The organism is Methylobacterium sp. B1 (genome assembly GCF_000333255.1).
Taxonomy (GTDB): domain Bacteria; phylum Pseudomonadota; class Alphaproteobacteria; order Rhizobiales; family Beijerinckiaceae; genus Methylobacterium; species Methylobacterium fujisawaense.
The window spans coordinates 1-12,152 of sequence record NZ_BACT01000108.1 but is presented as its reverse complement, the minus strand read 5'-3'; the positions used below and the strand labels follow the sequence as shown (position 1 = coordinate 12,152).

The following is a 12,152-nucleotide window of genomic DNA, read 5'->3' as shown; positions in this document are numbered from 1 at the left end:
TGCCTGATCCGCCCGGACAGCAGGGCCCGTTCTTCTTCTTCACCACCTACTTGTTCTCCTACGGCACCGGCGTGNTGAAGCTCGAACGGTCGTTCCTGTTCAACTGCGTGCTGGCGGCCGCCGCAACCTCGCTGATCACGACGCCGCTGTTCGGCTACCTGTCGGACCGCATCGGCGGGAAGCGGATGTACCTGATCGGCGCCTTCACGATGCTGGTCTTCGCCTTCCCCTATTACTGGTTGATCAACAGCGCGATCCCGGCCGTGATCGCCCTGACGGTGGTCGCCTCTCTCGTCGTCCACGACATGCAGTACGGGCCGCAGGCCGCCTTCATCGCCGAGAGCTTCCCGCCGAACGTGCGCTACAGCGGCGCCTCGATCGGCTACCAGCTCGCCTCCCTCACCTCGGGCGGCCCGGCGCCGATCATCGCGACGTGGCTGATGCACACCTACGGCACCTCCACGGCGATCAGCTGCTACCTCGCGATCATCGCGGCGATCAGCCTGATCTCGGCGGCGCTCCTCAAGGACCGCTCGCAGGAGGACTACATCTCGGTCGCGCCGTGCGCGCCCGATCCGGACGCTGGCCAACCCCTCGTCGCGTCCAGCGCCAAGCCCACGCTCTCCTGACCACCGCCTGACCCGTGAAGGTGACGAGCATGCTCACGCAGAACCCCCTCACGCCGCACGCCCACGACGCGCCGGTCTCGCCCCTGGAGCGCCTCGCGCCGAACAAGCTCATCCTCGGGCTGTTCCTGCCGATGCAGGAGGGCGCCTGGAGCCCGTCGCGGGCCCCGCGCTCGACCTCCTGGACCTTCGACTACCTCGCCCAGTGTACGCGGCAGGCCGAGGATCTCGGCTTCGACCTCGCCTTCGGCCTCGCCCAGTGGATGGGCAAGGGCGGCTACGGCGGCGAGATGCATTTCCGCGAGCACGAGCTCGATCCGATCATCGTCAACACCGCGCTGGCGGCGATGACGAAGCGGATCGTCCTCATCAACACGGTGCACATCCTCTACGCGTGGCACCCCCTGCATCTCGCGAAGTTCGGGGCCGCGCTCGATCACATCAGCGGCGGCCGCTGGGGCGTGAACGTCGTCACGGGCTACAAGCCGAGCGAGTACCGGATGTTCGGCCTCGACATGATCGAGCACGACCTGCGCTACGACATGGCCGACGAGTTCACGACGCTCCTGGAGCGCCTCTGGGCCGAGGACGAGAACCTGACCTTCGCGGGGCGCTGGTGGAAGACCGAGAACGCCTTCCTGGCGCCGCGCCCGGGGCCCCGCCGGCCCTTCCTGGTCAACGCGGCCTCGTCCGGCGCCGGGCTGGCCTACGCGGCCAAGCACTCGGACCTGATCTTCATCACGAGCCCCGGCGGCGCCGAGCCCGCCAAGGCCTACGAGACCCTGCCGCCGGTCAATGCCCGGATCAAGGACCTCGCCGCCTCCTTGGGTCGGCAGGTCAAGACGATCATCAACCCCCACGTGATCTGCCGCCCCACCGAAAAGGAGGCGCAGGAGGCCTACCGCCGCATCCTGGAGCACGAGGATCCCGTCGCGGCCGACAACTTCGTCCAGACCTTCGTGGGTGGGGACACCAAGTCCTGGCGCGGTCACAGCCGCGCCCAGTGGGTGATCGGCGGAAACGTGCACCTTGTCGGCACGCCCGAGCAGATCGTCGAAGGCTTCGTGAAGCTGCAGGCGGCCGGCTGCGACGGCGTCCAGGTCAACTTCTTCGACTACCTGCCGGACCTCGCCTATTTCGGCGAGGCGGTCATCCCGATGATGAAGCAGGCGGGTCTGCGGACATGAACTGCGGCGGTCGGTGCCGGTGAGCGGCGCCGCTGCGCCTGTCCCGGCCGCGGGGGAGGCAGGAGGCCGGCTGCCGTTCCCGGCCCTTGCCGCCGGCTTCCTCGCGCTCGCCGTCGCGATCGGCATCGGTCGCTTCGTCTACACGCCGATCCTGCCCGCCATGGCGGACGGGCTCGGCCTCACCCGGGCAGAAACGGGCCTGATCGGCTCCGCCAACTTCGCCGGCTACCTCGCCGGCGCCCTGGCCTCGGCGCACCCGCTTCTGCTCCGGGGACGCCGGCTCTGGCTCGCCGGCGCCCTGGGGACCTGCGTCGCCACGCTCGTCGCCATGAGCGCGTGTTCGACGCTCGCCGCCTTCGTCGCCCTGCGCTTCGTCGGCGGCGCGGCGAGCGCCCTCGGCTTCGTCCTCGCCACGGCCCTGGTCATGGACCGGCTGACGCGGACCGGGCGCTCCGATCTGGCCGCGCTCCATTACGCCGGTGTCGGGAGCGGGATCGCGCTGTCCGCGGCGGTCGTGTCCATCGCGCAGGAGGCCGGATGTGAGTGGCGTGCCCTCTGGATAATCAGCGGCGTGCTGGCCCTGGGGCTCGCGGGACCGATCTTCTGGCTACTCCAGGGATCCGCCCCGGCCGCCTCCCGGGCGCAGGCGGGGACCGCGACCTCCGCGTCGATCGCCCGGCTCGTGATCGCCTACGGTCTGTTCGGCTTCGGTTACGTGATCACCGCCACCTTCCTGGTCGCGATCGTCCGGACGTTGCCGCAACTCGCGACGGCCGAGGCCTATGTCTGGCTCTGCGTCGGTCTCGCCGCGGCGCCGTCCGTCGCGATCTGGGGCTGGGTCGAGCGGCGCTTGGGCTTTCAGACCAGCTTCGCCCTCGCGTGCCTCGTCGAGGCGTCGGGGGTGATGGCCAGCGTCCTGGCGGCCCATGTGCCGGCCATCCTCTACGCGGCCGTCGCCCTCGGCGGGACGTTCGTGGCCCTGACGTCGCTCGGCATCGACGGGGCGCGGCGGCTGCATGCCGGAAATCGTCAGCGGATCGTCGCGGTGATGATGGCGGCATTCGGGACCGGGCAGGTCATCGGTCCCGTAGCGGCGGGCGTCTTAGCCGATGCGACCGGAAGCTTCACCGTGCCGTCCCTCGCCGCGGCGGCCGCGCTCCTGATCGCCGCGGCCCTGGTCCTATCGTTGCCGGCCGCCGACGCGGCGGCCTGAAGGCCGGCGGTGCCCACCCGGCGGCGGGGGCGCCGTGATGCCCAGGAGAGGACCGTCACCTGCGTGCGCGGATCAAGGAACGGCCAGCAGGCTGCGCAGCGCCTTGCGATCGGTCTTCCCGACGCCATTGACCGGCAGCACATCGAGCTTGTGGATCTGCGCCGGCACATAGATCCGCGCGAGGGAGCCGCGCACGAAATCCTTGAGGCCCGGCTCGTCGAGGCCCTGGCCCTCCCGCAGCACCACGAAGGCCACCGGCACCTCGCCGAGATCCGCGTCGGGAGCGCCGACCACGCAGCAATCGCGGATGGCGGGATGGGCGGCGAGCTGTCGCTCGATCAGCGCGGGCGAGATGTTCTCGCCACCGCGAATGATCACGTCCTTGATGCGCCCGGTGATGGACAGGAAGCCGTCGGAATCGAAGCGGCCGAGATCGCCCGTGCGCAGCCAGCCATCCACGATCGGCTGGTCCGTGCTCCCGAGATAGCCGGCCATCAGGGCGGGGCCGGAGATGCGGATCTCCCCCTCCCGACCGGTCTCGACCGGGCGACCCGTAACGGGATCGAACAGGCCGACATTCTGCCCCTCCAGCACGGTTCCGATCGTGCCGATGCGGCGCCGGCCTGGCGGATTCATGGTCGAGGTGCAGGTTGCCTCCGACAGGCCGTAGGAGACGAGGAGCGGCACGCCGAAGGCGTCCTCGATCTGCCGGTGCAGGGTCGGCGTGATCGGCGCCGAGCCGCAGCGCAGGAAGCGCAGGCCCGGGAAGCGCTCGCTCTGGCGCAGCAGGGGCAGCATCCGCGCGTAGATCGTCGGCACCCCTGTCATGTAGGTGATGCCGCCGGTGCGCAGATGGTCGAGGGCGGCCTCGGCCTGGAAGCGCTCCATCAGCACGATCTCGGCCCCGGCCAGCAGCGGCACGATCAGCTGATTGTTGACGCCGTTCGTGTGGTGGAGCGGCATGACGTGGAGAAGCCGGTCTTCGGGCCCCGTCCCCGTGTGGCGGAGCACGCCTGTGGCGTTGCAGATGAGCCCTTCGTGGCGCAGCAGCACGCCCTTCGGCCGCCCGGTGCTCCCCGAGGTGAAAAGCAGCATGGCTTCGTCCCGCGGGCCGATCTCGGCCGCGAAGGCTGCCCCGCGGCTGAAACCGTCAAGCGCCCGGACGTCCAGGCCGGCCAGGGCATGCCCGGTCCCCTGCGCCGCGTAGGCCTCCGCGACGATGAGGTGCCGCATGCCGACAAGAGCCGCCTGTTCGGCCACAACCTCCGGCGCGAGCCCGGGCTCGAGGAAGCAGACGCAGGCGCCGGCCTGCAGGGCCCCGAAATAGGTCGCGATGGCCGCCGCGCTCTTGGGTGCGATCAGCCCGACCCGGTCGCCTTTCTCGACGCCCCAGTCCCGGACCGCCCCCGCGGCGGCGTCGATGCGTGCCCCGAGATCGGCGTAGGTGATGGGGTCCGGGGCCGCGAGGGCCGTGCGGCCCGCCTCGGCGTGATGCGCGATGGCCGCGCGCAGCCGCGCGCTGAGCGAGTCCGGCATGGCGGCGATCTCCTCTTCCCTTGGTCTGTCCCGCGCTTCAGCGCAGGCGGATGCCCGCATCGACCGCGAAACGGCCCGCCGGGTCGAGGGAAGCCAGCGCCGCCCGCTCCTCCGGGGTCGGCGGCGGCGTCGGCCCGGCATCCTCCGCCGAGAAGGCGAAGCCGGTACGGTCGCGGACCTCGTCGAGGCTCGCCTCCGGATGCCAGGAGGCCAGCGCGAGCCGGCCCTCGCGCTTCGTGAAGACGGCGATCGGCGTGACCACGCCGTGCATGCCGCCGGCCGCGGTGACGAAGTCGAGGGTCTCCACCAGGGTGCGCCGGGAATGCTCCGTGCGCCATGTGACCGCCCGGCGGGCGGTGGGCAGCATCACGGCCCCCCCACCGCCGCCCGGCAACCGCACCCGCGGGGCGTGCCAGTCGCCGATGCAGGAGACGTTCGTGCGGCCAAGGCCATCGACCTGGGCGGCGCCCAGGAAGCACAGGTCCATCAGGCCGCGGGTGCAGAGATCGTAGAAATCCTCGTTGGCGAAGATCGCCCGCGAGCCCTCGGCGAGCACGGGGTCGGAGGAGGAGATCGGCACCTCCGACGGGTTCGGATCGACCCCACCGGCGACGTTGATGTAGGTGAACGCGAAGGGATAGGCCTGCTTGGCCAGGAGACAGGCCAGCATCGGCAGGGCCGAGTTCACGCCGCTGAAGGTGATCTCGTTCGGCCGCACGAACCGGGCGAGGTTCGTGACGATGTAGGAGAAGCCCGACCAAGTCCCGGTCACGTTGGACGCCGCCTCAGACATGGGCGACCTCCCGCGCTTCGGGACCGGCGGCGAGGTGGTCGGCGAGCACGCCCGGGGCGTCGGTCATGTAGGCCTCCACGGCCGGGTAATCGATCGCGTAATCCGGCCAGAGCGAACCGGGCCACGCCCCGTTCGGCACGATGCTCACCGCCTCGACGAGGAAGTGGGGAACCAGCGTCAGTTCGGGCTGGTCGCGGAAGGAGGCGTCCGGCGCGATCCGCTCAGCCACCACGAGCACGCGCTTGGCCGAGCGGCTCATGATCCGGTCCCAGTGGGAAGTCCCGAAGACGCGCACGTCTCCCGACTCGCTGACCTCGTTGGCCTGGATCACCGCGAAGTCCGGCTGGATCCGCGGGATGGCGTAGACCGCCTCGCCGCTGCCATAGGGATCCTGGATCGTCTTCCAGCCGTTCAGGGCGGCCAAGTCCGAGCCGTGGATGCCGCCGCAGGGCATGAACGGCACGCCGAAGGCCGCCGCCCGCAGGCCCGCGGTCAGGCTGGCGCAGGCATGCTCCTCCAGGCGGACGGCGCCGGATTCGATTGCGCGGCGGTACCAGGGGGCAAGGCCGAAATTGCCCTCCATGGCGACGATGCCGGCCCTGGCCCGGGACAGGGCGCCGGCGCGGCACAGGATGTCGATGTCGTAGCCCGGCGATTGCTTGACGACCTCGAGGTCGCGACGTCCCTGACGGATCAGCTCGCGCACGAACGCGAAGGGGCCGCGATGCAGGAAGCTGCCGCCCAGCGCGAGGGAGCTTCCGTCCGGCACCCGGGCGGCGAGATCCGCGAGGGGGATGATTTTCTGAGGTCCGGCGCTCACGGGGCGTCCTCCGGTCGGAAACGTGTCAGGCCGCGCGGTAGGCGCGGATGCGGTCCTTGAGACCCGGGCGCGCGGCCGAGGCGACGAGATCGGCGAGGTCGTCCGCGCGGGTGTCGCGGGCGGCAGCGCGGTTGAGGGCAGCGCCGGCCCAGGGGGACAGCCGCGTCGCCGCCTCCGACGCGGCCGCGACGGTGTCGGACCAGGACTCGGTCGCCGCGATAGCGGTGAGGAAACCATCGGACAGGGCCTCCGGGGCATCGAACACCCGGCCCTCCTGCAGAACGAGCCGGGCCTTGGAGCCCCCGACGCGATCAGCGTAGCGCCGCGTGCCGAGCACCAGCCCGAAAGACAGACCCGGCATGCGGAAGGTGGCGGCCGGATCGCCGACCCGCCGGCCGCAGGCGCAGACCACATCGACCCCGGCGCCGAAATTCCGCCCGTGCGCCAGCGCCAGGGTGTCGAAGGGCGCGTGGGCGAGCGCCTGGAGAAGCATCTCGATCCGCACGAAGCGGAGCAGCAGGTCGCCCTCCGACTGATCCTCGTAGCCGCCGAAATCGAATCCGGCGCTGAAGTTCCGGCCCGCTCCCTTGAGCACGAGGAGCCGGGTCCCGTCGCCGGCCGCCTCTCCCACGGCGTCGAGGAGCGCATCGACCAGGGCGGCCGACAGGGCGTTCATCTTGTCGGGGCGATTGAGCGTCAGGGTCAGCGTCTCGCCGCTGCGCGCCTTCAGGAGTTCGTCCATAACGCCGCCCTTAAGCCGTGCGGGCGCGGGCCGGTGCGCCGTCGCCGAACAGCTCGGCGTTGTGCTGGCCGAGCGCCGGCGGCTCCCGGTAGATCGGGAAGCCCTCGCCGGAGAATTTCAGCGGCGACACGAAGGTGCGTGTCTCGGACCCGGACGGCAGGGTGAGCGGCTGGACCCAGCCCATGTGCTCGACCTGCGGATCGGCGAGCGCGTCGGCGTAGCCGTTGATCGGCGCGCAGGGCACGCCCGCGGCGCGGAACCGGGCGAGCAGGTCGGCGCAGGTGCGGTCGGCGAAGTCGCGCTCTAGGATCCCGAGGAGGTCCTTCTGGTTCTGCGCCCGCAGGGCGGTGGTGGCAAAGCGCGGGTCCTCGGCGAGATCGCTCCGCCCGATCGCCGCGCAGGCGGCGCGGTAAAGGGCGTTGTTGCCCGCCGCCATGGCGAAGTAGCCGTCCTTGGCGCGGAAGGCCTGATAGGGCGCGTTGCGCGGGTGGGCCGAGCCCAGCCGCTTCGGGTCGCGGCCGCTGCCGAAATACTCGCTGGTCTGGAGGGCTGCCATCGCCAGGGAGGCCCCGAACATCGAGGCGTCGATGTGCACGCCGGTGCCGCCCGCCCGCACCTGGAGCAGCGCCGCCGCGATCGCGTAGGCCGCGTAGAGCCCGGTGCCGAAATCCGAGATCGGCACGCCGCACTTCACCGGCGGCGCACCGGGCTCGCCCGTGACGCTCATCACGCCGCTCATCGCCTGGAGCGTCAGGTCGAACCCGGCCTCGGACGAGCGCGGTCCCTCCTGGCCGAAAGCCGAGATCGAGCAGTAGACGAGGCTCGGCCGCCCGGCGCTGACGCTGGTGTAATCGAGGCCGAGCCGCTTCATCACGCCGGGGCGGTTATTCTCCAGCACCACGTCGGCGGAGGAAATGAGCTCAAGGGCCCGCGCCTTGTCGGCCGGATCCTTGAGGTCCAGCGTCACGGAGCGCTTGTTGCGGTTCAGCGAGGCGAAGTTCTCGCTGAAGCCCTCGTTGAGGGGTGGCCAAGCCCGCATCGTGTCGCCGCCGTCCGGGTTCTCGACCTTGACGACGTCGGCCCCCATGTCGGCGAGCAGCATGGCGCAGAATGGCCCGGCCGCAACACTGCAGAACTCGATCACGCGGATACCGGACAGCGGTCGCACGGGCCTACTCCTCGATCAGACAACCGTCGCCGACGCAGGCTCGGGCGCGAGGCCTCGGGCGTGGCGCGGCGCCGGATGGGATGAGACGGTGATGGGGTTGTAGCCGAGGGCACGCGACAGGCTGCGCGCCGCGTCGACAACGACGTCGCTGAAGCGGCGCAGAGCCGTCGGGTTCAGGCGGTCGGCCGGACCGGAGATGCCGATCGCGGCCACGGGACGGCCCATGGCATCGTGAACGATGGCGGCGAGCCCGCAGACGCCTTCGCGCCACTCCCCGCGATTGACCGCAAAGCCCTGGATCCGGACCTGTTCCAGCTCCCGCCGCAGGAGGTCCAGCGTCGGGATCGTGCGCGGCGTGTGAAGCGGGAGCGCCTCCGGCAGATGGGCCAGCGCCTCTTCCTGGTAAGCCAGCAGCGCCTTGCCGGAGGCCACGCAGTAGGCCGGGGCGCGGCCACCGATCGACGAGTAGGCGCGGACCGGCTGCGGGCTCTCGATCTTGTGCAGGTAGATGACGTCAGCCCTGTCGAGCAGCGACAGGTGGATCGTCTCCTGCGTCTGCTCGGCCAGGACCCGCATGAAGGGCTCCGCGACCTGCCGGACGTCGATCCGCGCCACCACCGGGCTGGCGAGTTCGAACAGCTTCAGGGTGCAGGCGTAGGTGCCGCCCGGGTTGGCGTGCACGTAGCCGGCGGCCACCAGGGTCTGCAGCGTGCGGTGCACATTGCTCTTCGTGAGGTTCAGGGCGCGCGCCAGTTCGCTGACGCCACGGGGCGCCTCGCTTCCGGCGAGGTGCTCCAGAAGCGTCAGTCCTTTGAGGAGTGTGCTGTCCATCGTTCTAATATCTGATACAGCGTTCTGCTAAACGCTATCGCCTCGCATCCGGACCCGTCAAGGGCGTGCTTCCGGATTGCTGCGGAATGTAAGTGCTTGCCCCCGAACAGTCGGTCCGATGATCGCACGAGCGACAGATTCGACGTTGACGGCGGCCAACGACCTTCATAGCCTAATAGATTATGAGACGGCGTTCTAAATAATAGAACAACCTGCGTCGCTTCTCGAACCAGCGGTAGACTTCTGCGGAAGTGACCGCTCCGCTGACGGGAGAGAAACCATGGACGCCTCGGCCCAACGCCCACCTTCCAAGAAGGATGTCTTCCGCGTCGTCAGCGGCAACTTCCTCGAGATGTACGATTTCATGGTCTACGGCTTCTATGCGGCTGCCGTGGCGAAAGCGGTCTTTCCCAACGACAACGAGTACGTCTCGTTGATGCTGTCGCTGGCCACCTTCGGGATCGGTTTCCTGATGCGCCCGCTCGGCGCCATCGTGCTGGGCGCCTATATCGACCGGCACGGCCGACGGGCCGGCTTGGTCATGAGCCTCGCCATCATGTCGATCGGCGTCGCCCTGATCGCCTTCACGCCGACCTACGCCTCGATCGGCATCGCCGCGCCCATTCTCGTCCTGATCGGCCGCCTGCTGCAAGGTTTCTCCGCTGGCGCGGAATCGGGCGGCGTGTCGGTCTACCTGTCCGAGATCGCCACGCCGGGCAACCGTGGCTTCTACGTGAGCTGGCAATCGGCCAGCCAGCAGGTCGCCGTGGTCTTCGCCGCCATCATCGGCGTGTCCCTGCGCGGTTTCCTCTCCGAGGAGCAGATGCTCGCCTGGGGCTGGCGCATCCCGTTCCTGATCGGCTGCCTGATCATTCCGGTCCTGTTCTGGATCCGGCGCTCGATGCAGGAGAGCGCCGATTTCGCGCAGCGGGCCAAGCATCGCCGCGCGACACTCGGCGAGATTTACCGGTCTCTCCTCCAGAACTGGGCCATCGTTCTCAGGGCCGTGCTGCTCGTCACGCTGACGAGCGTATTCTTCTACATGATCACGGCTTATACACCGACCTATGCGCGTCAGGTGCTCGGCTTGAGCGCCCATGACAGCTTCGTCGTCACCGTCTGCGTCGGCATCGCGAATTTCATCTGGGTTCCCGTCATGGGGGCGGTGTCGGACCGCGTGGGACGCCTGCCGGTGCTGCTGACCTTCTCGGTGCTGATCGGCCTCACGGCCTACCCGGTTATGGCGTGGCTCGTGTCGGACCCGTCCTTCGGCCGGCTTCTGGCCGCCCTGATGTGGATGTCGTTCCTCTACGGTGGCTATCAGGGCGTGATGGTCGTCACGTTGACCGAGATCATGCCGGCCGAGGTGCGCGCCACCGGCTTCTCGCTGGCCTACAGTCTCGCGCAGGCGATCTTCGGCGGATTCACACCGGCGGTCTGTACCTATCTGATCCACGAAACGGGGAACCGTGCCATGCCGGGCCTCTGGCTCGCCTGCGCGGCGCTGTTCTCGATCGTGGGTACGCTGACGCTCTATCGCAACGCCGACATCGCGCGACGCGGGACGGCGGCCGTCACGCCGGCCTGAGCGCGGATCGGAACGGTGCGCCCCCGGGAGGGATGCGAACCGTGATGGGCAGGCGAAGTCGTTTGACGACGTCGGCCCTCGGCGCGGGCGGCCGGGTCGTCGCGCCGCTTCGCAGCGGGGCGGCCTACTCCGCGTCGCCGACCTTCGGCACCGGGCAGCGTCCGCGGGTGGCGTATCTGGGCAAGCGCCCGCTCCGGCAGATGCCCCTGCGCCTGCCGCAACGGGTGACGCCGTTTGCCGGATCCGACGCGCGCGCGACGGGCTGCGCAGGGTGGATCGGCATGCCGCTCAAGCAGGTGGTCGACCAGGCGATGATCGAGGGGCGGCAGGCCAAGGCCAGCGCCGCATGTCTCGGCGCAACCATTAGAGAGCCGGACAGGAAGGTGATGCCATGACCGCCAGGATGGCCAATCGCGTCGCACCAGACAGTGTGCCCGCGGTCCGAGCCGGCAGATCCTTTCAGGCCGGTGCAGCGGGCCGGCTGATGCCGGGGCTTTTCCTGTGCCTCATCCTGACCGTCATGGCGCAGGCGCTGCAGGCCGGCGAGGAGCACCTGACCGGCCACCCCTATGTCGAGGCCCTGGTGCTCGCCATCCTGCTCGGGACGGCCCTGCGCACCGCCTGGGTGCCGGGAGCGCGCTTCAAGGCCGGAATCGCCTTCTCGGCCAAGCAGGTGCTGGAGGTGGCCGTCGTCCTGCTCGGAGCCTCGGTGAGTCTCGGGGCCATCGTTGCGTCGGGCCCGGCGCTTTTGGCCGGCATCGTCGGCGCAGTGGCGCTCACCATCCTGGTGAGTTGCGCCATCTGCCGCGCTCTGGGCCTGCCGGTGCGCATGGCGCTGCTGATCGCCTGCGGCAATGCCATCTGCGGGAACTCGGCCATCGCCGCGGTGGCGCCCGTCATCGGCGCCGACAGCCGGGACGTGGCAGCCGCCATCGCGTTCACGGCCGTGCTGGGCGTCCTGATGGTGCTCGGCTTGCCGCTGTTCGTACCGCTCGCCGGATTCGGTGAACATCAGTACGGCGTGCTGGCGGGGCTTACGGTCTACGCAGTCCCACAGGTGCTGGCCGCGACCGTGCCGGTGGGCGCGCTCGCGACGCAGGTGGGCACGCTGGTCAAGCTGGTGCGGGTGCTGATGCTCGGACCCGTCGTGGTGGTCCTGTCGCTGATCGCGCCGCGCATGCCCGCGGAGGGGGCAAAGGCCGGTGCTCCGGGCCGGCTCGGCTTCTTCAAGCTGGTGCCCTGGTTCATCCTGGGCTTCCTGGCGCTCGCCACGCTGCGTGCGCTCGGCTTCATCCCGGAGGACTGGCTGCAGCCGCTCTCACGGATCGCCGGCTTCCTCACGATCGTCTCGATGGCCGCCTTGGGCCTGGGCGTCGATGTGCGCATCCTGGCCCAGGTCGGCGGCCGGGTGACGCTCGGGGTTACCGCCTCGCTCCTCGTGCTCCTGGCCATCGCCGTCCTGCTCATCCGCGGCCTCGGGGTCGGCTGATCCGGCCGACAACCGAAGGCGATGAATTTCACGCGCGATTTCTGCGACGGATCTGCTCGCAACACAGTCCTCGCCACGACTTTGTAAGATCTGCGTCCAGAGCGCCGACATCTTCGGCTGCGCGGCCGATATCGGCGTGTAGCGGCCGGCCGGATCTGC

12 protein-coding genes are annotated in these 12,152 nt (G+C 69.8%); 6 read left to right on the top strand and 6 right to left on the bottom strand.

The window, feature by feature from the left end:
- From I53_RS03185 to I53_RS03175, 3 genes are all read left to right on the top strand, one after another.
- The coding region (locus I53_RS03185; RefSeq protein ID WP_148291058.1) for an MFS transporter at positions 1-629 on the top strand (629 nt) is incomplete at its 5' end.
- A 29-nt stretch (positions 630-658) separates the two neighbouring features.
- Positions 659-1,813, top strand: a complete 1,155-nt coding sequence (locus I53_RS03180; RefSeq protein ID WP_043346595.1) for an LLM class flavin-dependent oxidoreductase — start codon at positions 659-661, stop codon at positions 1,811-1,813.
- Positions 1,814-1,832: 19 nt separating this feature from the next.
- The gene (locus tag I53_RS03175) at positions 1,833-3,026 is read left to right on the top strand and encodes a YbfB/YjiJ family MFS transporter (protein ID WP_210161558.1); all 1,194 of its coding nucleotides are present in this window, start codon (positions 1,833-1,835) and stop codon (positions 3,024-3,026) included.
- Between the two features lie 72 nt (positions 3,027-3,098).
- Here I53_RS03175 and I53_RS03170 read toward each other — a convergent pair whose 3' ends face one another.
- From I53_RS03170 to I53_RS03145, 6 genes are read right to left on the bottom strand one after another with little or no spacing between them, the layout of a single operon-like run.
- Complete coding sequence (locus I53_RS03170; protein WP_043346593.1) at positions 3,099-4,562, bottom strand: class I adenylate-forming enzyme family protein; 1,464 nt, start codon at positions 4,560-4,562, stop codon at positions 3,099-3,101.
- A 37-nt stretch (positions 4,563-4,599) separates the two neighbouring features.
- On the bottom strand, positions 4,600-5,355 hold the full coding sequence (locus I53_RS03165) for a CoA-transferase subunit beta (protein ID WP_043346590.1): 756 nt from the start codon (positions 5,353-5,355) through the stop codon (positions 4,600-4,602).
- Positions 5,348-6,175, bottom strand: a complete 828-nt coding sequence (locus I53_RS03160) for a CoA transferase (protein WP_043346586.1) — start codon at positions 6,173-6,175, stop codon at positions 5,348-5,350. The genes I53_RS03165 and I53_RS03160 overlap by 8 nt, the downstream gene beginning before the upstream one ends.
- A gap of 25 nt (positions 6,176-6,200) precedes the next feature.
- Positions 6,201-6,917 carry an enoyl-CoA hydratase/isomerase family protein gene (locus tag I53_RS03155; RefSeq protein ID WP_043346583.1) on the bottom strand — a complete coding sequence of 239 codons (717 nt, stop codon included), beginning with the start codon at positions 6,915-6,917 and terminating at the stop codon, positions 6,201-6,203.
- A 10-nt stretch (positions 6,918-6,927) separates the two neighbouring features.
- Positions 6,928-8,085, bottom strand: a complete 1,158-nt coding sequence (locus tag I53_RS03150; RefSeq protein ID WP_043346580.1) for a CaiB/BaiF CoA-transferase family protein — start codon at positions 8,083-8,085, stop codon at positions 6,928-6,930.
- A 15-nt stretch (positions 8,086-8,100) separates the two neighbouring features.
- Complete coding sequence (locus tag I53_RS03145; protein ID WP_043346578.1) at positions 8,101-8,916, bottom strand: IclR family transcriptional regulator; 816 nt, start codon at positions 8,914-8,916, stop codon at positions 8,101-8,103.
- A gap of 280 nt (positions 8,917-9,196) precedes the next feature.
- Between I53_RS03145 and I53_RS03140 the strand changes: the two genes are divergently transcribed.
- The 3 genes from I53_RS03140 to I53_RS03130 all read left to right on the top strand — a co-directional run bounded on the left by I53_RS03140 (position 9,197) and on the right by I53_RS03130 (position 11,993).
- A complete protein-coding gene (locus I53_RS03140) occupies positions 9,197-10,504 on the top strand; it encodes an MFS transporter (protein WP_043346575.1) in 1,308 nt (435 codons plus the stop codon).
- A 62-nt stretch (positions 10,505-10,566) separates the two neighbouring features.
- On the top strand, positions 10,567-10,899 hold the full coding sequence (locus I53_RS03135) for a hypothetical protein (RefSeq protein ID WP_148291057.1): 333 nt from the start codon (positions 10,567-10,569) through the stop codon (positions 10,897-10,899).
- Between the two features lie 8 nt (positions 10,900-10,907).
- Complete coding sequence (locus I53_RS03130; protein WP_085987615.1) at positions 10,908-11,993, top strand: YeiH family protein; 1,086 nt, start codon at positions 10,908-10,910, stop codon at positions 11,991-11,993.
- Positions 11,994-12,152 lie beyond the last annotated feature (159 nt).

Coding starts and splice junctions, on each gene's coding strand:
- I53_RS03180 (WP_043346595.1), top strand. CDS start 659: ATGCTCACGCAGAACCCCCTCACGCCGCACGCCCACGACGCGCCGGTC.
- I53_RS03140 (WP_043346575.1), top strand. CDS start 9,197: ATGGACGCCTCGGCCCAACGCCCACCTTCCAAGAAGGATGTCTTCCGC.
- I53_RS03165 (WP_043346590.1), bottom strand. CDS start 5,355: ATGTCTGAGGCGGCGTCCAACGTGACCGGGACTTGGTCGGGCTTCTCC.
- I53_RS03155 (WP_043346583.1), bottom strand. CDS start 6,917: ATGGACGAACTCCTGAAGGCGCGCAGCGGCGAGACGCTGACCCTGACG.
- I53_RS03130 (WP_085987615.1), top strand. CDS start 10,908: ATGGCCAATCGCGTCGCACCAGACAGTGTGCCCGCGGTCCGAGCCGGC.
- I53_RS03170 (WP_043346593.1), bottom strand. CDS start 4,562: ATGCCGGACTCGCTCAGCGCGCGGCTGCGCGCGGCCATCGCGCATCAC.
- I53_RS03145 (WP_043346578.1), bottom strand. CDS start 8,916: ATGGACAGCACACTCCTCAAAGGACTGACGCTTCTGGAGCACCTCGCC.